Origin of the sequence: Blautia obeum ATCC 29174 (assembly GCF_025147765.1) — a bacterium.
In the GTDB taxonomy this organism is placed as follows: domain Bacteria; phylum Bacillota; class Clostridia; order Lachnospirales; family Lachnospiraceae; genus Blautia_A; species Blautia_A obeum.
In genome coordinates this window covers 3,451,367-3,473,162 of record NZ_CP102265.1, presented here as the reverse complement: position 1 = coordinate 3,473,162, position 21,796 = coordinate 3,451,367, and the positions used below count along the sequence as shown (strand labels likewise).

The 21,796-nt window shown below is 39.1% G+C and carries 32 protein-coding genes and 1 pseudogene; 27 read left to right on the top strand and 6 right to left on the bottom strand.

The genetic code is table 11. The features are described 5' to 3' along the window. Positions 1–19: 19 nt before the first annotated feature. Genes NQ503_RS16625 through NQ503_RS16610 form a run of 4 tightly spaced genes read left to right on the top strand, consistent with a single transcriptional unit; the run spans position 20 to position 2,635 of the window. Positions 20–310 carry a hypothetical protein gene (locus NQ503_RS16625; RefSeq protein WP_005426046.1) on the top strand — a complete coding sequence of 97 codons (291 nt, stop codon included), beginning with the start codon at positions 20–22 and terminating at the stop codon, positions 308–310. Further along, entirely contained in the window at positions 307–921 is a 615-nt protein-coding gene (locus NQ503_RS16620; RefSeq protein WP_005426048.1) for a pyridoxamine 5'-phosphate oxidase family protein, read from the top strand. The genes NQ503_RS16625 and NQ503_RS16620 overlap by 4 nt, the downstream gene beginning before the upstream one ends. Then, positions 918–1,862, top strand: coding sequence for an SIR2 family NAD-dependent protein deacylase (locus NQ503_RS16615; protein WP_005426050.1), 945 nt, complete (start codon positions 918–920; stop codon positions 1,860–1,862). The genes NQ503_RS16620 and NQ503_RS16615 overlap by 4 nt, the downstream gene beginning before the upstream one ends. Beyond that, positions 1,859–2,635 carry a protein-ADP-ribose hydrolase gene (locus NQ503_RS16610; protein ID WP_005426052.1) on the top strand — a complete coding sequence of 259 codons (777 nt, stop codon included), beginning with the start codon at positions 1,859–1,861 and terminating at the stop codon, positions 2,633–2,635. Before NQ503_RS16615 ends, NQ503_RS16610 begins: the two co-directional genes overlap by 4 nt. A gap of 202 nt (positions 2,636–2,837) precedes the next feature. On the opposite strand, the gene NQ503_RS16605 is transcribed toward NQ503_RS16610, so the two are convergent. Continuing rightward, positions 2,838–3,074, bottom strand: a complete 237-nt coding sequence (locus NQ503_RS16605) for a DUF6061 family protein (RefSeq protein WP_005426055.1) — start codon at positions 3,072–3,074, stop codon at positions 2,838–2,840. Positions 3,075–3,505: 431 nt separating this feature from the next. Further along, a complete protein-coding gene (locus tag NQ503_RS16600; RefSeq protein ID WP_004614173.1) occupies positions 3,506–3,859 on the bottom strand; it encodes a cupin domain-containing protein in 354 nt (117 codons plus the stop codon). A gap of 142 nt (positions 3,860–4,001) precedes the next feature. Here NQ503_RS16600 and NQ503_RS16595 point away from each other — a divergent pair, with 142 nt between their 5' ends. From NQ503_RS16595 to NQ503_RS16540, 12 genes and pseudogenes are all read left to right on the top strand, one after another. Further along, positions 4,002–4,334, top strand: a complete 333-nt coding sequence (locus tag NQ503_RS16595; protein WP_008373705.1) for a winged helix-turn-helix transcriptional regulator — start codon at positions 4,002–4,004, stop codon at positions 4,332–4,334. Between the two features lie 294 nt (positions 4,335–4,628). Then, entirely contained in the window at positions 4,629–4,805 is a 177-nt protein-coding gene (locus tag NQ503_RS16590) for a helix-turn-helix domain-containing protein (RefSeq protein ID WP_005426062.1), read from the top strand. 14 nt (positions 4,806–4,819) lie between these two features. Further along, positions 4,820–5,272, top strand: coding sequence for a hypothetical protein (locus NQ503_RS16585; RefSeq protein WP_005426065.1), 453 nt, complete (start codon positions 4,820–4,822; stop codon positions 5,270–5,272). Beyond that, positions 5,182–5,487: a hypothetical protein gene (locus NQ503_RS16580; RefSeq protein ID WP_227234729.1), complete on the top strand. Its 306-nt coding sequence runs from the start codon at positions 5,182–5,184 to the stop codon at positions 5,485–5,487. The genes NQ503_RS16585 and NQ503_RS16580 overlap by 91 nt, the downstream gene beginning before the upstream one ends. A gap of 181 nt (positions 5,488–5,668) precedes the next feature. After that, positions 5,669–6,148: a hypothetical protein gene (locus NQ503_RS16575; protein ID WP_005426069.1), complete on the top strand. Its 480-nt coding sequence runs from the start codon at positions 5,669–5,671 to the stop codon at positions 6,146–6,148. A gap of 63 nt (positions 6,149–6,211) precedes the next feature. Continuing rightward, the gene (locus NQ503_RS16570) at positions 6,212–6,817 is read left to right on the top strand and encodes a DUF1349 domain-containing protein (RefSeq protein WP_005426072.1); all 606 of its coding nucleotides are present in this window, start codon (positions 6,212–6,214) and stop codon (positions 6,815–6,817) included. Positions 6,818–6,973: 156 nt separating this feature from the next. Beyond that, complete coding sequence (locus NQ503_RS16565) at positions 6,974–7,327, top strand: alpha/beta fold hydrolase (RefSeq protein WP_233435757.1); 354 nt, start codon at positions 6,974–6,976, stop codon at positions 7,325–7,327. Positions 7,328–7,377: 50 nt separating this feature from the next. Then, positions 7,378–7,911 carry a flavodoxin family protein gene (locus tag NQ503_RS16560; RefSeq protein ID WP_044925868.1) on the top strand — a complete coding sequence of 178 codons (534 nt, stop codon included), beginning with the start codon at positions 7,378–7,380 and terminating at the stop codon, positions 7,909–7,911. 101 nt (positions 7,912–8,012) lie between these two features. Further along, positions 8,013–9,248, top strand: coding sequence for a M20 family metallo-hydrolase (locus NQ503_RS16555; RefSeq protein ID WP_005426075.1), 1,236 nt, complete (start codon positions 8,013–8,015; stop codon positions 9,246–9,248). A 194-nt stretch (positions 9,249–9,442) separates the two neighbouring features. Next, positions 9,443–9,661, top strand: a complete 219-nt coding sequence (locus NQ503_RS16550; RefSeq protein WP_005426077.1) for a hypothetical protein — start codon at positions 9,443–9,445, stop codon at positions 9,659–9,661. A gap of 92 nt (positions 9,662–9,753) precedes the next feature. Further along, positions 9,754–10,191, top strand: a pseudogene (locus NQ503_RS16545) (MBL fold metallo-hydrolase); the annotation flags it as partial. Beyond that, positions 10,188–10,544, top strand: a complete 357-nt coding sequence (locus tag NQ503_RS16540) for a VOC family protein (RefSeq protein ID WP_005426079.1) — start codon at positions 10,188–10,190, stop codon at positions 10,542–10,544. The pseudogene NQ503_RS16545 and the gene NQ503_RS16540, both read left to right, overlap by 4 nt. Positions 10,545–10,684: 140 nt before the next feature. Here the strand turns inward: NQ503_RS16540 and NQ503_RS16535 are convergent, their stop codons facing one another. The 3 genes from NQ503_RS16535 to NQ503_RS16520 all read right to left on the bottom strand — a co-directional run bounded on the left by NQ503_RS16535 (position 10,685) and on the right by NQ503_RS16520 (position 13,117). Next, positions 10,685–11,521, bottom strand: a complete 837-nt coding sequence (locus NQ503_RS16535; RefSeq protein ID WP_005426080.1) for an AIM24 family protein — start codon at positions 11,519–11,521, stop codon at positions 10,685–10,687. Positions 11,522–12,223: 702 nt separating this feature from the next. Beyond that, entirely contained in the window at positions 12,224–12,739 is a 516-nt protein-coding gene (locus NQ503_RS16525) for a helix-turn-helix domain-containing protein (RefSeq protein WP_005426086.1), read from the bottom strand. 102 nt (positions 12,740–12,841) lie between these two features. Further along, positions 12,842–13,117 (bottom strand): hypothetical protein, encoded by a 276-nt coding sequence (locus NQ503_RS16520; RefSeq protein ID WP_005426088.1) that lies wholly within the window; start codon positions 13,115–13,117, stop codon positions 12,842–12,844. 339 nt (positions 13,118–13,456) lie between these two features. Here NQ503_RS16520 and NQ503_RS16515 point away from each other — a divergent pair, with 339 nt between their 5' ends. From NQ503_RS16515 to NQ503_RS16465, 11 genes are all read left to right on the top strand, one after another. Continuing rightward, positions 13,457–13,807: an HIRAN domain-containing protein gene (locus tag NQ503_RS16515; RefSeq protein ID WP_005426093.1), complete on the top strand. Its 351-nt coding sequence runs from the start codon at positions 13,457–13,459 to the stop codon at positions 13,805–13,807. A gap of 38 nt (positions 13,808–13,845) precedes the next feature. Next, positions 13,846–14,967, top strand: coding sequence for a hypothetical protein (locus NQ503_RS16510; protein WP_005426095.1), 1,122 nt, complete (start codon positions 13,846–13,848; stop codon positions 14,965–14,967). Between the two features lie 289 nt (positions 14,968–15,256). Beyond that, positions 15,257–15,379, top strand: a complete 123-nt coding sequence (locus NQ503_RS16505) for a hypothetical protein (RefSeq protein WP_005426098.1) — start codon at positions 15,257–15,259, stop codon at positions 15,377–15,379. Between the two features lie 51 nt (positions 15,380–15,430). Then, complete coding sequence (locus NQ503_RS16500; protein ID WP_005426100.1) at positions 15,431–15,841, top strand: peptide deformylase; 411 nt, start codon at positions 15,431–15,433, stop codon at positions 15,839–15,841. A gap of 56 nt (positions 15,842–15,897) precedes the next feature. After that, positions 15,898–16,266, top strand: a complete 369-nt coding sequence (locus NQ503_RS16495) for a VOC family protein (protein ID WP_005426102.1) — start codon at positions 15,898–15,900, stop codon at positions 16,264–16,266. Positions 16,267–16,276: 10 nt separating this feature from the next. Next, entirely contained in the window at positions 16,277–16,600 is a 324-nt protein-coding gene (locus tag NQ503_RS16490) for a DUF188 domain-containing protein (protein ID WP_005426104.1), read from the top strand. Positions 16,601–16,639: 39 nt separating this feature from the next. Next, on the top strand, positions 16,640–18,166 hold the full coding sequence (locus NQ503_RS16485; RefSeq protein ID WP_044925886.1) for a Y-family DNA polymerase: 1,527 nt from the start codon (positions 16,640–16,642) through the stop codon (positions 18,164–18,166). A gap of 15 nt (positions 18,167–18,181) precedes the next feature. Further along, entirely contained in the window at positions 18,182–18,595 is a 414-nt protein-coding gene (locus NQ503_RS16480; RefSeq protein ID WP_259892996.1) for a YolD-like family protein, read from the top strand. Positions 18,596–18,649: 54 nt separating this feature from the next. Beyond that, a complete protein-coding gene (locus NQ503_RS16475) occupies positions 18,650–18,877 on the top strand; it encodes a hypothetical protein (RefSeq protein ID WP_005426111.1) in 228 nt (75 codons plus the stop codon). Between the two features lie 222 nt (positions 18,878–19,099). Next, positions 19,100–19,624, top strand: coding sequence for a flavodoxin family protein (locus tag NQ503_RS16470; protein WP_005426112.1), 525 nt, complete (start codon positions 19,100–19,102; stop codon positions 19,622–19,624). A 1-nt stretch (position 19,625) separates the two neighbouring features. Continuing rightward, the gene (locus NQ503_RS16465; protein ID WP_005426114.1) at positions 19,626–20,999 is read left to right on the top strand and encodes a GGDEF domain-containing protein; all 1,374 of its coding nucleotides are present in this window, start codon (positions 19,626–19,628) and stop codon (positions 20,997–20,999) included. Positions 21,000–21,212: 213 nt separating this feature from the next. Here NQ503_RS16465 and NQ503_RS16460 read toward each other — a convergent pair whose 3' ends face one another. Beyond that, positions 21,213–21,671, bottom strand: a complete 459-nt coding sequence (locus NQ503_RS16460; RefSeq protein ID WP_129796110.1) for an Lrp/AsnC family transcriptional regulator — start codon at positions 21,669–21,671, stop codon at positions 21,213–21,215. Positions 21,672–21,796 lie beyond the last annotated feature (125 nt).

Below are 21,796 nucleotides of genomic sequence, written 5' to 3'. Positions count from 1 at the left end.
TCTCACAAAAAGGAGATTTATGAGTAACAATACAGCAACTATTAAAACAAGAAAAAATTTAGTTTCTACAAGAACGATAACAATGACAGCTCTACTGGCAGCTATATCATATGTGTTGGCATTTTTAGAGTTTCCGGTTCCTTTGAGTCCATCATTTGGCGAATTTCTGCCATTTATTAAGACTAAGCTGGACGTTGTGCTATTCAATGCATTGCCGTTTAATATCTTAAAAGGCTTGGTAATTGGAGCAATTGCCATGATGATATATAAAAAACTTACACCGATACTGAAAGGAGAGACTTTGAAATGACAAAAATGGATTATCTTAAACTTCTGGTGGATGAAATTCATTCAACAACAGTTGCAACGATAGGTTCAGATGGACATCCTCAGACAAGAATCATAGATATGATGTACTATGATGAAGAAGGTGTGTATTTCCTTACAGCAAAGGGAAAAGCATTTTATGACCAGTTAATGGAGCAGCAGTATGTGGCAATATCCGCAACAAAAGACAAAATTGCGGTGTCTCTGCGTGGAAAAATAAAGAACATCGGAAAAAAGAATCTTGATATTATGTTTGAAAAAAATCCATATATGAAGAAAATCTATCCGGGAGATACGAAAGACGCAATCGAAGTGTTTCGGCTGTATGAGGCACAGGGAGAGTATTTTGATATCAGCAATCCATCAAATATTGTGAGGGATACTATAACAATTGGAAAAACCGAGGCAGTTCAGACAGGGTATTTTATTGGAAAAGAATGTATTGGATGCAAACTGTGTTGCTCTGTATGTCCGCAAAAATGCATTGATATATCTTCAGTTCCGGTTACTATCAACCAGAATCATTGTCTGCATTGCGGAAGATGTGCAGAAATTTGTCCGAAGCAGTGTATTGAGAAAAGAGGTTCATTATGATTTTTAAGAAAATCAGAAAAGGGCATGCTGACTGGAGAAACTTTTTATGTAGTACTCCGGCAAGGGATTATGTATTCCAAAAAGATGCATATGAAGATCAGATTGACAGGGCAGCAAAGAATATAAGAAATACAGACTGTGTTATAATCGGGGCAGGAGCCGGGGCATCGACAGCTGCGGGAATCCAATATGGTGGTAAAAGGTTTACAGACAATTTTGCAGAATTTATAAAAAAATACGGTGAGTACTACATGACAGATATGTATGCAGCCGGATTTTATCCATATCCGTCTGAGGAGGCAAAGTGGGGATACTGGTCAAAACATGCATTGATGAACCGCTTTGATCCTCCGGCATTGCCGCTTTATACAGAGCTTTATGATCTTGTAAAGAATAAAGAATATTTTGTACTTACAACCAATGTGGATCATCAGTTTTATAAAGCGGGATTTGATGAAAAAAGAATATTTGCAACACAGGGAGATTATGGGAAAATCCAGTGCCAGAAAGCCTGTCATTCAAAGACTTACGATGCAAAAGACCTGTTTCGTAAAATGGATAAAGCAAGAAGAGACTGCCTGATTCCATCAGAACTTGTACCAAAATGTCCGGTGTGTGGCGGCAATATGGCTATGAATCTCCGTTGTGATAATTATTTTGTGGAAGATGAAGCGTGGCATGAGGCAGCCGACAGGTATGCGGGGTTTCTGGAACAGCATAAAGATAAAAAGGTTGTTCTTTTGGAACTTGGAGTTGGATTTAATACGCCGATTATTATACGTTTCCCTTTTGAAAAGATGGTGAGGGAGAACTCGTCTTATAGTTTGATACGCCTGAATATGGATGAAGCGGTAGTTCCGGAAAGCTTCGGGGAACGTGCAATCGGTATTGGCGGTGATATGGCAAAGGCAATTACTGATATAAGGGGGCTGGTATTATGACACAGGATGAGCAAAGAGAATATCTGATTCAGTATCTTTTAAAAGAAGAGATACCGTTTGGCAGACAGAACATTCCTACGGATAAGCAGGGGCAGGAAAATCTGCTCCGCTCACTTATGAATGTCAGACCGCCAAGACCAATCAGTAATGATTTTTTGAAAATACAGGATGAGTATCTTACAGAAAGAAATATAGAGCGTGGAATCACAGATGTTGACACGCTTGCACCTGTAAAATCCGATTCGAGATTATATATCTGGCAAGGGAATATTACCACTTTGAAATGTGATGCGATCGTGAATGCGTGTAACTCACAGATGCTTGGTTGTTTTTCACCGATGCATGCCTGTATTGATAACTTTATTCATACTTATGCTGGAATGGAACTTCGTCTGAAAATGCATGAAATTATGGCAAAGCAGGGGCATGAAGAAGAGACCGGCAAAGCAAAGATAACATCGGGATACAATCTTCCGACAAAATATATTCTTCATACGGTAGGACCTATTATACAATGGAAAGTCACAAAAGAAGATGAAGACCTGTTGGCAAGCTGCTACACAGAGTGCCTAAAGCTTGCAGCGGATACTGGTGTGGAATCTATTGCATTCTGTTGTTTGTCTACAGGTGTATTCCGTTTTCCACAGCAACGAGCTGCCGAGATTGCAACGAGCACTGTAAAGCAGTATCTTAACAAAGACAGCAGAATAAAAAAGGTAATCTTTAATGTGTTTAAGGATGAAGATTTAAAAATATACAGTGGATTGTTATAAACGTCTGTTGAAATATCCGATAAATCTTATTGTACTGTTACTGCCTGAGAATGTGATTTATATTGGAATCCGATGTTAAGTGAAAGAATGGTGGGAAGAACGAGAATATTATTAAAAAAGTGGACAGTTCACCAATTGGGGGCTGTCCACTGAGAGGACGGCGGTTAGTCACCGCCTCCTACTCAATTTTTAACAGGAAATATTAAAGTTCAAGTGAATCTTCTGCATCAACCCACATCTGTAAATTTCCATCAAGATATAATCTTGCATATTCCAGTGGTTCGTCAATAGCAAGTGTATTTAATGCACAGTCTGATCCAGGCGTGGTTTTTAAGTCCTTCTCAGTTTCCCAGCAGTCAATGCGAAGCATATAGCCGGCACTGGTATAAACATCAATACTGTTGCATTGTGGATTATATTCTGCAAATATTGTTCTCATCGTATCTTATCTCCTTATCGATCAATAAATCATCAGTTACAAAAATCAGAAGCATTTCAATCAGTTCACCATGTCACTTTTATTTTGTGTTATACTGTTTTATATGATTTTCTTGCCCTTGTATTTTCCCTTATCAGAGTTTGTAAACACTGGCGGGACGATATAACACAAGGGAAACAATAAGGGAAAGCTCACCTGCGACAAATCCAGTGTTTTCAAGGGTTTACAGAGAATTTAATAACAAAATATAACAGTTATTAAATCTCTTAAAACAGGTGAAATCTCAATCGGAATTGATCGCGAAGCGACTGCGTTCATGAGCAAGTAGCGAAGCAGATTGCGAATGTCCGCTTTACAAGCTTGAAGAAAAAAGAAATGCACAGTTCTTAGCTTATCGAGAGCTGTGCATTTTTGTAAATAAATACTTTTAATTAGCCGATTACGGCATCCTCTGCTGTAAAATGTTCCAGAGAATTTTCTTTTACCTGAATGCAGATATAAGTAATTCCGGAAATATCGGATGCAAAAAACTGACGTTTTGCAGCAGGTGCGATCTTTAGCCAGTCTCCAGTTGAAAGACTGATTTCTTCTCCATCAATTATGGCTTTGCCGTTACCTGAAAGAATTCCATAGATTTCTTCATTTTCTTTATGAGAATGAACAAATGGGACATTTGCTCCTGCAGGTAGTTCGTTTAAACTGATTTCTGCACCTGTTAAAGACAACTTTTCATGCAGCTCAATTCGGTTTTCCTTTCCAATAGTTGTTTTTGTGTAATTTGCCATAATAATACCTCCATAGTTAATTTGTAGTTTCTGGTCGCTTGGTATTAGTATAGTGTGAGACACATACAAAAACAAGTACGCACCTTTTTGTAACTGTACACTCAAAAATGAATGTGTTACAATGGACTTGGAGGTGAGAATTATGCGAGCAAAAGAAGAATTACCGGAATGCCCAGTTGCAACAGCAGTATCTCTCATCGGAGGAAAATGGAAACTGCTGATTTTGCGTAACTTGAAAGAGCGTCCATGGAGATTCAATGAGCTACAACGAAGTATAGATGGTATTTCACAAAAGGTTTTGACGGATAGTTTAAGGCAAATGATGAGTGATGGACTGGCATATCGCCACGATTACCATGAGCAGCCACCGAGAGTTGAATACGGCTTAACGGAACTCGGAACAAAAATGCTTCCAATTGTTAATTCACTTGCTGACTTTGGTAACTACTATAAATCAATTATTGAACAGAATTAAGGACGTTAGCATTTGAAAAGCTTGAACAATTCCAGTTTGTTGAATTAAAAATGAAATGAAGTTCCAGTAATCATAGAGTGTATGGATTCAATTCCATATGCTCTTTTTCTTTACTTAATTTCATGAAAAATGTAAAAATCTAATGTTACGAGTTGCGTTAAAAAAACTCGCAAGAAAACTCGTAAGAAAAAAAGTAAAAAATTTGCTTTTGACCACTATAAAACATGCGTTGAGCGTTTCGTTATATGAAGGAATAATTTTTCTTTCATATTTCAAAGAAAAGAGGATAAAGAAATGTCAGAAAAAAGATGTTATACAGTTCAAGAGTTACAGGAAATCTTAGGAGTCAGCAGACCTACTATTTATAACCTTTTAAAGAAAAAGGAATTCCGGTGGATCCAGTTGGATGACGGAAAGTATCGTATCTCTAAGAAGAGTTTCGATGACTGGCTCGATAACTTGGAACAGTAAAAAACAGGGTGTTTATGATTTACTCAAGAAAAATCAAATGGAAGCTGTTATTGTCGATTACTGGAAACGAATACCAAAAGACTCTTTTCGGAACTGGTATAAAAGCCAGTCCCGGTATCGGACAAAGGAAGACAGAGAAAAGGACGCTCTTCTGGAAGATGCAACAATTACGATGGAACAAAGAGATTTGGAAAGGAGTATGCAATAATATGGCATCTATAAGAGAACGAAACGGAAAATTCAATGTAATCTATTCCTATACGAATGAAAAAGGTGAGAGAAAACAGAAATGGGAAATCTATGAAACGAAAGCCGAAGCAAAGAGAAGAAAAAAGAAAACTGGGCGCTTTCTACGTATGAAGGAAATGTCTCTCTTATCAACAACTATATTCTTCCGATCATTGGTGATGCAAAGCTGTCAGAGATTAATACCCGATTCATTGAAAGATATTATCAGAGTCTTTTGAAGAGGCGTGCCGTTATCAATCCATTAAATAAAACCAGTCGAAATGAATTTGTATCGTCCAGTACGGTCAGGGATGTTAATAAGCTGCTCAGGAACTGTTTTGAACAGGCAGTGAAACACTGTCTCCGGAACAAGAGGAAGTGCTTACGAAGTATTGCGATGAAATATTTGCCAGCGGAGCAGAGACAGAAGAGTTTTTCTATCGCCTGGGTATAAAGGATGGACTGAGATTAAAAAGTACGGTAAAATCTGTATTAGAAATGATGTCGTGAAAACGAAACATACTTTAGAACTACTAGTTCTGGCAAATCCGTTGGTTGTGCGGATTTATGCACTGCTATTTGATGTAAACTGATAACATCAGAATTAGATAAAAGAGATAAAGGAGAAGAGATATGTGGCTGCCGGATTTTTTTATTCAAAGACCTTTAAAATCATAGCGACAGTAATCCTTAGTGTTGAGCTGATAATCATAATTACATTGAAGGTAGCGGATCTTTACTGTGATGAACCGGGATGCTGGAACAAAAAAGATTGGGGAACAAACTATTGCATGGAGCATATTAACAGTATTTATGAAGAGGCGATGAAAAGAGAAAGAGCATATGAAAATTCTCAAAGAAAAAACAGTACGAGTAACAGCTATTCTAACAAATCCCAAAGAAGTTATTCTTCTGGAAAAAAGAGTACTCCATCGCGTTCATACAATACATACAGCAATTCTTATTCCTCCCGGAGAAACGATTCTTATGATGTTTATAATTATGATGATCCGGATGATTTCGCCGATGACTGGGCTGAGGAATTCGATGGAGGAAATTATGATGGCGGATATGATGATGCGTATGATTACTGGGAGGAGAACTACGGGAATTAATAATACAAGGAAATTGTGGAGTTGAAAAAGATTATAACAATCGAGATTTGGAGGGATAATGAGATGAATATAAAAGATTTTAAGTGGACGAGAGAACCTGATGATTACACGCTGACAGATGACAAAATTGAGATTATTACACAGCCTGGAACTGATTTGTGGCAAAGAACTTACTATCATTTCCGTAATGATAATGCTCCGGTTCTGCAGATAGAAACAGAGGAAAAGTTTTTTTCATTTATAGTGAAAACTGATTTTAAGGAAAGCCATCATCGCTTTGATCAGTGCGGTGTGGTTATGTATCTTGACAGTGAGAATTGGTTGAAAGGTTCTATAGAATATGAGAATGACTATTTTCAGCACCTGGGAAGTGTTGTGACAAATAATGGATATTCAGATTGGGCAACTACGGAAATTGATGCAGAGATTAAATCTATGTGGTATCGTCTCAGTAGACGTGAAGATGATTATTGCATTGAATGTTCTGAGGATGGAATACGGTTTAAGCAAATGAGGATTTGTCATATGTGGGCTGGTGCAGGAAAAATCAAATTTGGAATTTATGCATGCAGTCCGGAAGATTCATCGTTTAAAGCGGTATTTACAGATATGAAATTGACGGAGTGTCAATGGAAAGCCCACGATGGTCAAAAGCCGGATGAGATGTAGCAGAATGTATTTGATATAAAAAACCAATATGAAAATAGGAAAGTACATATCAAACTCCTTGCGGAACAATTCACTATTGGTCAAATAATCTGAGTTTGGATACAACGACGCTTGTATTTTTACCAGGCTTATGCACATTATCCATGGAAGTTGCTTTTGAAATCCGGAACTGAGGGAGTTGCAATTTCTAATTATGGCAGAAACCTGATGAAGGAAATGATGCTGGTCTATGATGGTAATCAACATCGTTATGCCCAAATTGCTGGGCATGGATTTCGTATTCTGGCAGAGGCAATGGAAAAGGATCTGCCATATGAAATCAAATGTCCTTCCATGTTGATATGTGGTACAAAGGATCATGCCGGCTCATGCATAAGGTATAACAGAGAATGGCATCGAAAAATGGAAATTCCTTTAAAGTGGATTGAAGGGGCCGGTCATAATTCTAATACAGATAAATTGGAGATGATCAATAGTTTACTAGAAGAGTTCTTTTCGAATATTTTATGAGAGGCAACCTAAAGTTATTTGAATTGAAAAGTGGGAGAGGAGAAAAACTAATGAAAAATATATTGATTATTTCAAGCTCACCAAGAAAAAAAGGAAATTCACAAATCTTATGTGAACAGTTCAAAAAAGGTGCAGAAGCAAAAGGACACCAGGTGAAAATCGTACGTATCATGGAGCAGAACATAGGCTTTTGCAGGGCCTGTGACGGTTGTATGAGAAATGGCGGTACCTGTGTATTAAAAGATGATATGGCTGAGATACTTAAAATGTTTCAAAAAGCAGATGTACTTGTACTGGCTACTCCGGTTTATTTTTATGGAATCAGTGCCCAGATGAAGACTTTTATTGACCGTACTTATCCAATCTGGCAGCATCTTGGTAAAAAAGAAGTTTACTATATTATATCAGCTGGTCTGGGTGAGGACATTATTGAAAGATCACTTGGTGATCTGAATGGTTTTGTAGAGCATCTGGAAGAATACAAGATTTCAGGAAAGATATATGCAGCAAACGTGATGGATGCTGGATTGGTCAAGAATCAAAGTGTTTTCCAAAAAGCCTACGATATGGGATATGCCATTTAAGTGAGGAATGTCATACCCGATTATACGCAATGGGAGGTCGCGCAGGAGAAGAATACGGAGAAATATTGAAAGAAAACAAACTATGAAATGAGGTGACATTTATGATGAAAAACGAAGCGGGAGTAAGAATCGAAGAAATGCTGTGTCAGCTGGCCGATGCGACGCGCATCGACGGAGAGATCTGGCGTGCAGCGTATACTCTGGAAGACAAAACCGCGAAGAACATCCTGCGTGAGTGGATCGAGGATCTGGGGCTTGAATACAGAGAGGACGCGATCGGTAATGTGTATGGACGGCTTCCGGGGACAGAACCTGGAACCATACTGACGGGATCCCACCTGGATACCGTAAAGAACGGTGGAAAATATGATGGCGCACTGGGCGTTGTGACCGGTGTGGCAGCGCTGGGATACCTCAAACAGTCGGGCTTCGTTCCGAAACACAGCCTGGAAGTGGGTGGTCTGATGGAGGAAGAGGGCAGTCGTTTTCCATCCGGCTGTCAGGGGAGCCGCGCAATCTGTGGCACGCTGAAAGAAGAGGATCTCGAGGAGCTCAGCCGTGATGGCGTCACACTTCGTGAAGCACTGGTATCTGCCGGGTATCAGACGGAAGCGCTGAAAAACGTGAAACGTGACGATATTCGAGCAATCGTAGAATTGCATATCGAACAGGGACCGGTGCTTGAAAGCGAGCAGAAGCAGATCGGTATTGTGGACAGTATCGTCGGTATCGTCAACTATGAGCTGACCATTCAGGGAAGCCAGAACCATGCAGGTACCACCTCGATGCCTTTACGGCACGATCCTGTGGTAGCTGCTGCGGAATTTATCACAGAGTCTACCCGTCAGATGATGGCGCAGGCCCCTTCTGCCACCCTTACCTATGGCGCGATACAGGTATTTCCTGGAATGCAGAATGTCATTGCAGATCGAGTGAATCTGCTCATCGATCTGCGCGATGGTAGCAATGAGGAACTGCTTCAAGATGTGGTTCTTCTGAAACGTGTACTGGAATCCATCGAACGCAAGGGCTTTCAGACCCAGCTTCGACAGAATGACTGGCTGGAGTCCGTACAGATGGATCCGAACGTGATTCGGGTGATCGAGCGGCACTGTGAAGAGAAACATCTCGCGTATAAGCATATGAACAGCGGCGCCGGACACGACTCGATGGTATTCGGAAAGCATTTCCCGACCGCGATGATCTTCGTGCCGAGTATCGGAGGTATCAGCCATAATCCGGCAGAAGCCACCGCTGTAGCGGATATACAGACTGGTTTTGAACTGCTTTGTGACGTGTTAAAAGAATTATCAGCTCAAACCTTTTTATCATGGTAAGTTTTATTACATTGCTAATGATAATAAAGCCTTTAGTAAAGAACTGTTTCATATGACTGATACATATGTTATTGACGTACAGGATCCAGGAAATGCATTGGATGCGCTGATGTTTGTACTGGCAATCGATGCAGAAAAATGTTCCAGAAATTAAATAATTGATCTTGTTACTGTAATTATTCGGAGGATGAAGCATGGGATTATTCAAAAAGAAAATCGTGAAAAAAACATATGACCGAGAACATATGAAACCAGTTATTCGTGCAAGCATTTGTACCGGGGAAGAAGTAGCAGGATTCAAAGACATACGGACCGGAAAAATCGAAGAAATCATGCTGATCAGATCGCCGGAGGAGCTAGAAAGATTCAAAGAGATATATGAGATAACAGAGGAAATCTCAAAAGAATATTAGACATCTTCTGGGTCGTGGATGAACGCTAGGTATTCGTCTGTAAGCTTATAGGGAAAAAGGAGTTATTTTATAAAGGTGATGAAAATTACTTACTCATATATGTTTATCATGATCAGACTTATAATCTGGATAATGGCACCCAAGTCGATACATTGCTATCTAACGATAGTGGTGTAGCATTTATTGTCAAAACAAAGGAAGGCACCATTTATCATGCCGGTGACTTAAATGACTGGTATTGGGATGGTGAGCCAAAAGCTGATAACCAGAGACTTACTTCAGCATATCGTGCGGAGATCAGGAAAATCAAGGGTATGCATTTTGATGCTGCATTTGTCCCTTTAGATCCGAGACAGGGAAATCACTATGCCGACGGGATCCTGTATTTCCTTAAAAATGTAGATTGCAATGTCATTTTTCCAATGCATTACTGGAATGATGCCAATGTAATTAAGCGGTTTATTACAGAATATCCGCAATATAAATCACGTATTAAAAACACAGAATGTGCAAAAGGAGAAGAATTATGAAGTTTAAGATGATTCACGAAAACTACAATGTATCAGACCTGGACCGATCTATTAAATTTTACAACGAGGCCCTTGATCTGCACGAAGTGAGAAGAAAGACTACCGATGATTTTATCATTGTGTATTTGAGCAATGATGTAAGTGATTTTGAGTTGGAACTTACCTGGCTTAAAGATCATCCACAGCCATATAATCTGGGTGAATGCGAATTCCACCTGGCATTCCAGGCAGAGGATTACGAGGCAGCGCATAAGAAGCATGAAGAGATGGGATGCATTTGTTTCGAAAATGAAGCAATGGGAATCTATTTCATTGTAGATCCAGATGGATACTGGCTTGAGATACTGCCGTAAAGTTAGAGTATATTGGGAATTTTAAAATCACCTTCAGACTATAAAAAAAATAGTCTGAAGGTGATTTTTTCAAATATCTTTAAATGTTGTTTCTCTTTGGAAGTGATTGTTTGTTGTTTACGTGAGAATGTGTTTTACGCTTATTTTCCAAATGTATTGCTGGATTTAGCAGCAGCTTTTGCAGCCATGGTGTTGGTGGACTCAAACAAGGAAGTTGTCGGTGCGACCGGACACATCAGTACCCGTCCTGTTCCACGATAAACATTTACCAGACCTTCTCCGCTAACTGCAGATCCGACAAGTGTTTTGGTTGATCGTTCTACGGTAAATTCAAGGTTTGATGACCAGCATACGGCAAGGTTTCCATCAATTTTCAGTTCATCATTTTCCAATATGACTTCAATCAATTCATCTTCGGGAACATTAGACTCCAGTGCAGCTATACCATTTCCCTGCAAACTCAGATTAAACAGACCTTCGCTACCTAATACTGCTGATGAAAGGTTCTTTCTGGCTACAACTTTACTTTTTACATTTGCATCACAAGCCAGGAACATGCCATCTTCAATTGTCATTCCGGCCGAACCCCATTTTCCAATGTCTGCAAGGATAATGTATTTGTATGTCGGTTCTAATATCAGGCAGCCTTCACCAACATATTCCGGTTTAACTGCGGTTTCTTTGGTAACCGCACCCTTGAGTGCCTTTCCAAGGAAATCTCCGATACCTTTTACACCAGATGTGGCTTGTACATTACCACCCATCCATTGCATGGCACCAGCCTGGATAACAGCTGAATGGTCTTTATCAATATCAATAACAACCTGTCTTCTTCTGACATTCATTTTACTCATGAAATACTCATTCATTGCATTCATAGGTGAAACGCTGGCATCCTGCACGTATTCAAGCACATGGAAGTTTCCGATACTTTTCGCATATTTTCTGTTTTCATTTTGTAAGTTTTCAATTCGCATAGCATAATCTCCCTTTAATAACAATCTATGATGTTGCTCGTATATGCTTATTATAAAAGAGTCAGCATAGATAGAAAACAATTCGTGCAGAGAAATATAAAGAGAGAATTCTCAAAATTCGAGAAATACAAAGATGCAATTCCTCATGGTGGATGTGTATTGTGAAAAATAAATTTGTTATAGTGACAATATCAACAAAAAAGCAGAATGTAAATGGGGTGACCAGATGGAAGCAGCACAGAGAATTCGATTAGTCCGGATTATAGAAAAGATGGAGAAAAATCCGGCATTCAGTAATAAACTTGGTATAAAGAACACATCTGAATATTTAGCAGAAAAAGAACAGAAAAAATGAAAGACACATGTCAGAAGGAGTAAAAAATGTTATCGTTATTATTTACAATTTGTATAATTTGGTTTGTTGGAAAATTTTTTATATTTGGATTAAAAGCGTCCTGGGGAATTATGAAACTACTTTGTACAGTTATTTTCTTCCCGGTGATATTGATAGGTATGGTTGTAGGTGGACTGATGTACATTGCTTTTCCATTATTGATCATTGGTGGCATTATAGCATTGGTGACGTCACATTCATAATCGATCAGGAGGAGAAAACAGAAAGTATCGTCAATCAATTACAGCGTATGTAAAGGAAAAGGCAATGAGTCAGAAATGGTTCATTGCCTTTCTTGGCGTTATGGATTATTTTAATTTTTCTTTTTCGGTATTTAAGAGCTCAAGATTAAGACCCTGTTCTCTGGCGGTCTTATCTACCCAAAGATTCAAAGAGTCTATGGCTAAAGAAATTTCATCAAGTTTTTTACTGATATAAGCAAAATCTTTCATTTCATCATCACTGATCTTACCGTCACGGGCAATCTGGATCAGACGACCGGTAAGAGGATTGATTTCATTTAGACTGGCAATTGTCTCCAAAATGATATTTGACAGATTAGTCATTTCTACTTCTGGAACATAACGATGGCCGATCTCGCATTTGTGAGAGCAATAATAATTGCAAAGCTCTGGTCTTTTATAGGCATCTGCCATCTGGAGGATGTCATAGGGCGTAGGTTCTTGTGTTTCATATTCAAATTTTTCAATTTTTGAATCAGAGACAGCATCCATTTTTTCACTGGCCTCTGCTCTTGTAAGTCCTGCCGCTTCTCGGCAAAGCTGGTAAATTGTTTTGTTTTCCCTGGTGGATTGCTTACCCATGAGAATTTCCTCCCCGTATATCGCTAAACATTAGGATTATCAATATTTAAGTCCTCATGCAAGACGTGTATTTCTCGCATAGAGTTTATTATACTTGAATTATCAATTAACAACAAGGATTCCAGCAAGATCTTTCTTCATATGTGTAGAGTAAAGAGCGATGCGGTCATTCCCATAGAAACGAAAACAGGCACGGGCTGTATGGATAAATACAACTGTGTCATCCCAGTAAATAAGATCAGAGGAAATACAGGCACTGCGTAATTCTTCAACGAAGAAAGAGAGTTTACGTGAAAAACGTTTTTGAAGCTTGCGGACTTCCCTCTGGCATGCGTGAAGTTCATTTTTTTGTTTGTAAAAAGCCTCCTTGATATCCATGGCATCCTCCGAAAAACTATTTATTGGTAAGTTTCAAGATCTGTGCCTTAAGTTCAGCGTTCTCTTTTAGCAGGCGTAGGACTTCAGCCTTAAGTTCCTTGATCGTTTTAGGCATGCTGTAATCTTCCTGCGTAGGACCAGTTGGTTGTCGGGATTTTTGCACAGCCATTTATTGTAAGATGATAACATCAAAAAAGAAGAAAAATCCAAGGAGGACTGGCAGATGAAAGGTTATGATACAAGCAACGGATATATGGGATATGTAGAAGGCAAATACATTTTATTTGCCAGTGAACGGGAATATTTCGAGTTTATGGAAGATTAAGAGGAGGAAGGGCAATGAGTAAAATTTATTTCACACTGACAGGAACAAATCATTATTTCGGAAAAGAATTTCTGAAAAAAGGAACGAAGATCCGCTTAGAAAAAGAACCAGACAATGAGTATGACAAGGAAGCAATTAAAGTAATTTACGAAGGTCTGGGAAAAATCGGATATGTAGCGAACAGTTCTTATACAGTACTTGGAGATTCCATGAGTGCCGGAAGAATCTATGACAAAATCGGGAAGAAAGCAAAAGCAAAAGTGGTGCTTGTCACAGAGCACGGAACAATCTGCAGCATCAGCAAGAAGAGCCTTCTGGATAATCAAAAGAAGGTTAAGAAATCTGAAACAGAAGTTGAAGAATAAATTTCCAAGGTTATAAAAATGGTAGAAAAAGGTGATTTATGAGCAGAAAAAATATTTCATATGTAAAAGGTTATGAACATTCAGATTTTACTGATTTGCTTAATGAATTACAAGGAAAAAAACAAAATATAGAAATGGCAGATGGAGCATTGGCACTTGATGCTCCATCATCAACGGAATCTGTCTGCTCATATGAAGAATCGGAAGAACGTCATCGTATTATGAGTGATCAGAGAATTAAATATCTTTATTCAAAGAAAGATGGCATTATTCACGATAAGCATTGTGATAATGCAAAAGATATTCTGGATGAAGATTTACTCTGGTCTGAAGAATATCTTCCGAAATTAAAACCGTGTCCTGATTGTATGATTCATGCTTACGTTATAGCCGGGGCAAAAGATCCAAAGGAGATAGAGACATATCTTGATTTTTTTGAGAGAACCAAAATGACAACAGAGCAGATCAGAAATATCTATGTTGAGAATGGAATGAAAACCAGGATATCTATAGACACTATGACAGTGTGGCATAAGGAAGATACGTGGAGAATAAAAAGCCTTCCAAAGAAAGGGCATGTGCAGCTTTACCACAATAATTATGCTGTGAGAGCAAACGGAGTACGAGAGTTTACTCAAGGGTTTCATATTCAAAGTCTTATGTGCGCAGATACCGATATCAGATATGTGCTGAACATAATTAAGAAATATGAATATAAACCAGAAGAATGTGCATTACACAACGGTAAGTTAAATAAAGCTGAGAAAAAGAAAGCAAAACAGTGCCAGGTAGAAAAAATACAAAAGTTAACACTTTCATTAGAAGCATTGCTTGGCGAGAAGACAGCAGAACCAACATTATGGCAGAAAGTGAAGTCATATATATCCGGCTTATTTAGCAAGAAAACATTCTTTGAGTTGAATGACTTTCTGATGGTATCAGAGCAGGGATATCCCAAGAATCAGGCAATCTGTGTTTACATATGGAAAGATAAGAATGAACAGTTATTCTGGCAGACGGGTATCTATAATCAGAAACTGAAACAATTCTCAGTTTGTTATGGAACAGTGAGGTATGCGATTAATGAAGATAAAGTAATTGCTTGGAAAAAAATGAATGCAGATGCTGTGGCGTTAGAGATAACGGATCGCAGGAATTAGAAATAGTAATCAAAACTAGGGATAAAATGGGAAAAGAACAAATATTTTTACAGGGAGAGGTGATAGTGCAGAATGATAAGTATGTTTTACAGGAAAGATTCACTATAGAGGTTATATCTATGTTATACTTGAGTTGATGTTGAGTGAGAGTATTTGAATTGAATATAGCAGAACAAAATCTGAGAATAAAAGATAAATTTTCTGTATTATCAGTGGAAGTTGTACAGAAATAATAATGCGATATGTGTAAAGTATTTTATGAAACCGGAGGACAAATAAATGGCTGAAATTGAAAATAGCACCAGTTGTCGTTGGTGTTGCTCAGAAGGTGGCTAAGGATGAAAAAAACCAAGCTATTGATGCAGGAGCGAAGGCTGTCGAAGGTTTTGTAAAAGCAATAAGAAAAAAATGAAATCCGAAAATCAAGATAGTGCACTTGGAAACGGAGTACAGGAGAAAGTAAATGGTAAAGCAAATTGTAAGAGACGTTTTCTTTTTAGGTCAGCCATCCGAACCAGCCACGAAAGCAGACATCCAGGTTGGAAAGGATCTGCAGGACACACTGCGGGCAAACCGGGAACGTTGCGTTGGTATGGCTGCAAATATGATTGGTGTAAAGAAGAATATCATCATTGTGAATATGGGATTCATAGATGTTGTGATGTTTAATCCGGTGATTGTTTCAAAGCATGACATGTATGAGACAGAAGAAGGCTGTCTGTCCCTGGACGGTGTTCGTAAGACGACCAGATACCAGGAAATTGAAGTGGAATATTATGACTTTAACTGGAAAAAACAGCGCCAGAAATTGTCAGGATGGACAGCACAGATTTGCCAGCATGAAATTGATCATTTGTCTGGAAAGATTATTTAACTGCATGCGGATTGCGAATATTCGCTTGACTCAAAGCGGAGTGTGAGGTGACGGATATGCTGAAAAACGTACTGATCGTGGTGGATGATATAGAAAAATCCATAGAGTTTTATAGGGACTTATTTGGACTGCAAGTGATTCTTAAGAATGAAGGTAATGTGATCTTATCGGAGGGACTTGTTTTGCAGGATGCCGCCGTATGGGGGAAAACATTGAATGAAAATTCTACGCCATTCAATAACATGATGGAATTGTATTTCGAGGATTTTGATATAGATGGATTGCTTGCGAAATATGAATCCGGTAAGTATTCCGTTCGATATGCCACAGAATTGACAGAACTTGCAGGTGGGCAGAAGCTTGTAAGGCTGTATGATCCGAGTGGTAATCTCATTGAGGTTCGCGCTCCATTCAGGTGTAATTAAAGGAGAGATTATGCAGATTTTTGTTGATGCAGATGCAGTGGATTATAAACTGATCAGTATTTGTCATAAAGGCGATATTGTTGTATCACAGGATTATGGAGTAGCGGCAATGGCACTTGGAAAAAATGCGTATGCGATTCATCAATCCGGGAAATGGTATACGAATGAGAATATTGACCAGATGCTTATGGAGCGGCATCTGAATAAGAAAGCACGAAGGGCATCCGGAAAGAAGCGCTTAAGAGGCTCAAGAAAACGAACAGCGGAGGATGATGAGCATTTCAGAGAATCCTTCGAGAAAATGATACATATGGCGATGGATAAGGAGAAGTAGTTAGAAACGGAACACAGGAGAATCAGGAGGTGTAGAATGATGGAAAAGGAAAGAACCTATATTGCAATCGATCTTAAGTCATTCTATGCGTCTGTGGAATGTATAGAACGAAATAGGGATCCTTTGACGACCAATCTTGTGGTTGCGGATAAAAGCAGAACAGAAAAAACAATCTGTCTTGCGGTATCTCCAGCCTTAAAGTGTTATGGGATACCCGGAAGGGCCCGTTTATTTGAGGTTGTTCAAAAAGTAAAAGAAGCCAACAGTGCCCGCAGGTGGAAGGCACTGAACAGAACATTTATTGGTTCTTCTGATGACAGTACAGAATTAAATAGCAATCTTGCACTGGAGATTGATTATATTGTTGCGCCTCCCCGGATGGCTCTCTATCTGGAATACAGCACCAGAATTTACAGCATTTATCTGAAATATATTGCGCCGGAAGATATTTTCCCTTATTCGATCGATGAAGTATTTATGGATGTAACGAGTTATCTGCATACTTATAATATGACACCAAGAGAACTGGCGATGACGATGATACAGGATGTGCTGAAAACGACAGGCATAACAGCAACTGCAGGAATCGGAACGAATATGTATCTGTGTAAGATTGCGATGGATATCGTGGCGAAGCATATTAAAGCAGATAAAGATGGCGTACGAATTGCGGAACTGGATGAAATGTCATACCGAAGGAAACTCTGGAGTCACAGACCACTTACTGATTTCTGGAGAGTAGGGAAGGGATATGCAAAGAAGCTGGAAGAATACGGGCTTTATACAATGGGTGATATTGCAAGATGTTCCATCGGAAAAGAGAATGAGTTATACAACGAAGATTTGCTATATAAACTGTTTGGCGTTAATGCAGAGCTGTTGATCGACCATGCCTGGGGGTATGAGCCCTGTACAATGGAAATGGTCAAGGCCTACAAACCGGAAACGAACAGTGTTTGTTCCGGACAGGTGCTTCATTGTCCCTATGATTTTGAAAAAGCAAAATTAGTCGTCAAAGAGATGACGGACCAGATGGTTTTGGATTTGGTGGATAAGAAGCTTGTAACGGATCAGATCGTGTTGACAGTTGGTTATGATATTGAGAATCTGAACAATCCTGACCGGAGAAAGAAATACCATGGAGAGGTTACGATCGACCGTTATGGAAGAAGAATTCCAAAACACGCACATGGAACGACCAATCTGAAACGGCAGACTTCCTCAACAAAACTGATAACGGATGCAGTAATAGAGCTATATGACAGAAGCGTTGACAGAAACCTGCTTATCAGAAGAATCAATATCACAGCGAACAGGCTTGTGGATGAAAGTTCGGTAAAGAAAGAAGAAGTATATGAGCAGCTGGATCTTTTTACGGATTATGAGGCACAAAGGAAAAAGCAGGAAGAGGAAGAAGTCGCGCTGGATCGCGAAAAACGTATGCAGGAAGCAATGCTTAGCATCAAAAAGAAATTCGGAAAAAACGCTGTGCTGAAGGGGATGAATCTTCAGGAAGGTGCAACTGCCAGGGACAGAAATGAACAAATCGGCGGACATAAGGCGTAAAGGAGTTGAAAGAGGATGAAAAATAATTCTTATGACGATATCATCAATTTACCGCATCCGGTCTCTAAGAATCATCCGCAAATGCCTCTTTGGGATCGGGCAGCGCAATTTGCTCCTTTTGCAGCCTTGACCGGACATGATGCAGCGATAAAAGAAACAGTAAGATTAACTGATGAAAGATTGGAACTGAGTGAGGAAGTGATTGCTCAGCTGAACGAAAAAATCAACATAATCAGAAATAATATCGGTATAGAACAGAATGTATCGATAACTTATTTTATTCCCGATGCAAAAAAAAACGGTGGATCCTATGTTGTGTGTTCTGGTGTTGTAAAAAAGGTAGACGAATACGAGCATACCATAATCATGACGGATCAAATGGTCATTCCAATCGATCAGATAATTGATATTAAATGTGAAGAGTGGTAAATGTGAAAATATTTCACTGGGAAGAGTGGAAACAGAAAATAGAGGTGATGTGTTATGGCTTCATTTGATCAGAAACTCCGTACGTTATATCTGATGGAAATCCTGCTGGAACGTACCGATGATGAACATATGTTGAATGCATCGGAATTATGCACGATTCTGGATCAGAAATATGGGATCAGTACGGACAGAAGAACAATTTATACAGAGATGGAGATTCTTGATAAATTCGGACTGGATATCCAGCAGAAGAAAGGCAAAATCCCGAGACATACGGGGTAAAATGCCATCACCGAAGGTGATTTGGAACGCATTTTGACCAAGTTACTGTGAACGGAGTGAACAGTAACGGAGAGAGAAAAGTGTAGAAGTGTATCAGGAGGTACGGAAGATCACCAGGAGAGAAAAAGAAATAATCGGAAATTTCGTTTTTATGATACAATTCATTATAGGAATGATACAATCACCATAGCATATAAAATTGTAAAAAACGGGAGGACGTATATGAAAATTATAATTATTAATGGAAGCGCCAGAAAAGGAAATACATTAACAGCAATCAATGCACTTATAAAAGGTGCTTCTGAGAAGAATGAAATTGAAGTAATCGAGCCGGATAAACTGCAGATAGCTCCGTGCAAGGGTTGTGGTGCCTGTCAATGCCATAAGGGATGTGTAGATAATGATGATACAAATCCAACAATTGATAAGATTGCAGCAGCTGATATGATTCTCTTTACAACACCTGTATATTGGTGGGGGATGTCGGCGCAGCTGAAGCTTGTGATCGACAAATGCTATTGCCGTGGACTGCAGTTGAAAAACAAGAAAGTCGGTGTGATTGCTGTTGGAGGTTCACCGGTTGACAGCATACAGTATGAGCTGATCAACAAACAGTTCGACTGCATGGCTGATTATCTGTCATGGGATATGCTTTTTCAGAAATCATATTATGCCAGTGAAAAAACAGATCTTGCGAAAGATGAAAATTCATTGAAAGAACTGGAGGATATCGGAAAAAACTTATGATATGAAAAAGAGAAAACTTATAATTCTTGCCATCACGATAATCGCTGCGGCGTTATTGTTGGAAGGATTTATTCTAAAGTATGTTAATGACAAAAACTCAGACCGGACGTCAAAAGTACTTCTGGATCGTGTCATCACCGTACTCGATAAAAATGATAAGAGTGAAGAAGCGCTTATCAAATCGCTGAAAGACGATTATATAGTAAGAGCTAAGGCGGTTTCTTATATTATCGATGCAAAACCAGAGGTAGAATATGATGTCGACGAGTTACAGAAGATTGCGGCGTTGATATCTGTGGATGAGATACATTTGTTTGACACAAAAGGTTATATTTACAGCGGTTCTGTGCCAAAATATTTTGGTTATAGCTTTGATTCCGGAGAGCAGATGGCATATTTTAAACCAATGCTTAAGGATAAGAAGCTTACCATGTGCCAGGACGTTACGCCGAATACTTCCGAGGCTAAAGAAATGATGTATGCGATCACCTGGAATGAAGCGGGAAACAAAATGATCCAGGTCGGCATTGAGCCGAAACGCCTTCTTAACGAGGCAAAGCAGAATGAGGTTTCTAATGTAGTTGCGGATATGCCGGTTTACAAGGGAATGGAGATTCTGGTTGCGGATGCAGATACAAAGATCGTAGCCGGAGCTACAGACAGCAGCAAAATAGGACAGGAAATTGACAGCATTGATATGCGGAATTATCGGTGCGTGGAGAAACAGGACGGGGCATATATTGTTGCTGTAATGGTAGAGGATTCTTATTATCTGCAGGGAAGTCTTTTTGCTATTCTTATAGTTGGAATATATCTGACTCTGGCTTCGTGCTGTATGGTATATATGCTGTCGAAGGTCATGAAAGAGAAGTACGAAAAGGAGAAATTCCGTTATACGTTGAATACAGACGAACTTACCCGGTGTTACAACAGACGTGCATATGAGGAGGACATAAACAAGCTCGACCTTACTAAGGAGTGGGTGTATGTTTCTATGGATATTAATGGACTCAAGAACGCTAATGATTTCTTCGGACATGCGGCAGGTGATGAGCTTATACGGGCAGCTGCGGATTGTATGAAGAACAGTTTCAGTGAACATGGCAAGGTATACAGAGTGGGCGGTGACGAGTTCGTTGTCATCATTACAAAAGATATACCGCAGTTTGAAAACCTTCTGAGAGCATTTGAGCAGAGAGTGGAAAGCTGGCATGGAGAATTTGTCGAGTCGATGGCGGTTTCGTACGGATATGTCTTCAGTTCGGAGCGCAAGTGGAACAGCATATTTGATATTTCAAAAGCTTCAGATGAAAGAATGTACGAGAGTAAGAAGCAATACTACACCAGAAGTGGAATGGACAGAAGCAGACAGTAAAAGAGCCAAAAACACCGTCCCCATATTACTATTACAGTTTCTGAAATAGAAAAAGAGCCTTCATCTCGTAAGAGACGAAGACTCTTTGCCACTGCCATTGGCGGTACTTTATAAGGTGCCACTAATAGAGAGTAATTCTTTGAATGTAAACGGATTATTCGGGAGAGACTTTTGCAGAAAGTGTTATAGCGGTCAGTACATTTTTTACATATTCTATAGCCGTAATCCTTTGATATCTTTAATACGTGATAAGATTGTATTGCAGCTGCAGCTGACAATGCCAGGCAGGGTATCAATGACATTATGCAGAAAGAGTTCCATTTCATCACTAGATGAGGCAACGGCATGTACATGCAGTTTGTCTCTTCCGGTGACACGGTAAATCTGCGTGACTGTATCATTTTTATATAATATATCTGTCACCTGCGACAGATTGTCTGGTTTTGTTTCAATTTCAAAATAGCATGACACAGCACCACTGATTTTCTGAGGATTTATTATTGTTGTATATTCTTCAATTACACCCTTTTTCTCCAAAGACTGGATCCGGGCTTTTACTGCTACCCTGGAAATACCAATTTTTTCACCAATATCCGAGTAAGAAATCCGTGCATTTTCTATCAGTAACTGGATAATCTTCTGATCCAGTTCATCTAAACCGTCCAGGTACATAAACGTTCCTCCTGTAAAATAATATTCGCTGGATAGCATTTTCTTAAATATCATATCATTCATATTACCAAAAGTAAACAGAAGCTTGACTTAACTGTTATAGCTACCTATAATTATTACATAAT

Excerpts from the sequence above, each read along its gene's own strand:
- NQ503_RS16625 (WP_005426046.1), top strand. The coding sequence starts at position 20 with ATGAGTAACAATACAGCAACTATTAAAACAAGAAAAAATTTAGTTTCT.
- NQ503_RS16620 (WP_005426048.1), top strand. The coding sequence starts at position 307 with ATGACAAAAATGGATTATCTTAAACTTCTGGTGGATGAAATTCATTCA.
- NQ503_RS16615 (WP_005426050.1), top strand. The coding sequence starts at position 918 with ATGATTTTTAAGAAAATCAGAAAAGGGCATGCTGACTGGAGAAACTTT.
- NQ503_RS16610 (WP_005426052.1), top strand. The coding sequence starts at position 1,859 with ATGACACAGGATGAGCAAAGAGAATATCTGATTCAGTATCTTTTAAAA.
- NQ503_RS16605 (WP_005426055.1), bottom strand. The coding sequence starts at position 3,074 with ATGAGAACAATATTTGCAGAATATAATCCACAATGCAACAGTATTGAT.
- NQ503_RS16600 (WP_004614173.1), bottom strand. The coding sequence starts at position 3,859 with ATGGCAAATTACACAAAAACAACTATTGGAAAGGAAAACCGAATTGAG.
- NQ503_RS16595 (WP_008373705.1), top strand. The coding sequence starts at position 4,002 with ATGCGAGCAAAAGAAGAATTACCGGAATGCCCAGTTGCAACAGCAGTA.
- NQ503_RS16590 (WP_005426062.1), top strand. The coding sequence starts at position 4,629 with ATGTCAGAAAAAAGATGTTATACAGTTCAAGAGTTACAGGAAATCTTA.
- NQ503_RS16585 (WP_005426065.1), top strand. The coding sequence starts at position 4,820 with ATGATTTACTCAAGAAAAATCAAATGGAAGCTGTTATTGTCGATTACT.
- NQ503_RS16570 (WP_005426072.1), top strand. The coding sequence starts at position 6,212 with ATGAATATAAAAGATTTTAAGTGGACGAGAGAACCTGATGATTACACG.
- NQ503_RS16560 (WP_044925868.1), top strand. The coding sequence starts at position 7,378 with ATGAAAAATATATTGATTATTTCAAGCTCACCAAGAAAAAAAGGAAAT.
- NQ503_RS16555 (WP_005426075.1), top strand. The coding sequence starts at position 8,013 with ATGATGAAAAACGAAGCGGGAGTAAGAATCGAAGAAATGCTGTGTCAG.
- NQ503_RS16550 (WP_005426077.1), top strand. The coding sequence starts at position 9,443 with ATGGGATTATTCAAAAAGAAAATCGTGAAAAAAACATATGACCGAGAA.
- NQ503_RS16540 (WP_005426079.1), top strand. The coding sequence starts at position 10,188 with ATGAAGTTTAAGATGATTCACGAAAACTACAATGTATCAGACCTGGAC.
- NQ503_RS16535 (WP_005426080.1), bottom strand. The coding sequence starts at position 11,521 with ATGCGAATTGAAAACTTACAAAATGAAAACAGAAAATATGCGAAAAGT.
- NQ503_RS16525 (WP_005426086.1), bottom strand. The coding sequence starts at position 12,739 with ATGGGTAAGCAATCCACCAGGGAAAACAAAACAATTTACCAGCTTTGC.
- NQ503_RS16520 (WP_005426088.1), bottom strand. The coding sequence starts at position 13,117 with ATGGATATCAAGGAGGCTTTTTACAAACAAAAAAATGAACTTCACGCA.
- NQ503_RS16515 (WP_005426093.1), top strand. The coding sequence starts at position 13,457 with ATGAGTAAAATTTATTTCACACTGACAGGAACAAATCATTATTTCGGA.
- NQ503_RS16510 (WP_005426095.1), top strand. The coding sequence starts at position 13,846 with ATGAGCAGAAAAAATATTTCATATGTAAAAGGTTATGAACATTCAGAT.
- NQ503_RS16500 (WP_005426100.1), top strand. The coding sequence starts at position 15,431 with ATGGTAAAGCAAATTGTAAGAGACGTTTTCTTTTTAGGTCAGCCATCC.
- NQ503_RS16495 (WP_005426102.1), top strand. The coding sequence starts at position 15,898 with ATGCTGAAAAACGTACTGATCGTGGTGGATGATATAGAAAAATCCATA.
- NQ503_RS16490 (WP_005426104.1), top strand. The coding sequence starts at position 16,277 with ATGCAGATTTTTGTTGATGCAGATGCAGTGGATTATAAACTGATCAGT.
- NQ503_RS16485 (WP_044925886.1), top strand. The coding sequence starts at position 16,640 with ATGGAAAAGGAAAGAACCTATATTGCAATCGATCTTAAGTCATTCTAT.
- NQ503_RS16480 (WP_259892996.1), top strand. The coding sequence starts at position 18,182 with ATGAAAAATAATTCTTATGACGATATCATCAATTTACCGCATCCGGTC.
- NQ503_RS16475 (WP_005426111.1), top strand. The coding sequence starts at position 18,650 with ATGGCTTCATTTGATCAGAAACTCCGTACGTTATATCTGATGGAAATC.
- NQ503_RS16470 (WP_005426112.1), top strand. The coding sequence starts at position 19,100 with ATGAAAATTATAATTATTAATGGAAGCGCCAGAAAAGGAAATACATTA.
- NQ503_RS16465 (WP_005426114.1), top strand. The coding sequence starts at position 19,626 with ATGAAAAAGAGAAAACTTATAATTCTTGCCATCACGATAATCGCTGCG.
- NQ503_RS16460 (WP_129796110.1), bottom strand. The coding sequence starts at position 21,671 with ATGTACCTGGACGGTTTAGATGAACTGGATCAGAAGATTATCCAGTTA.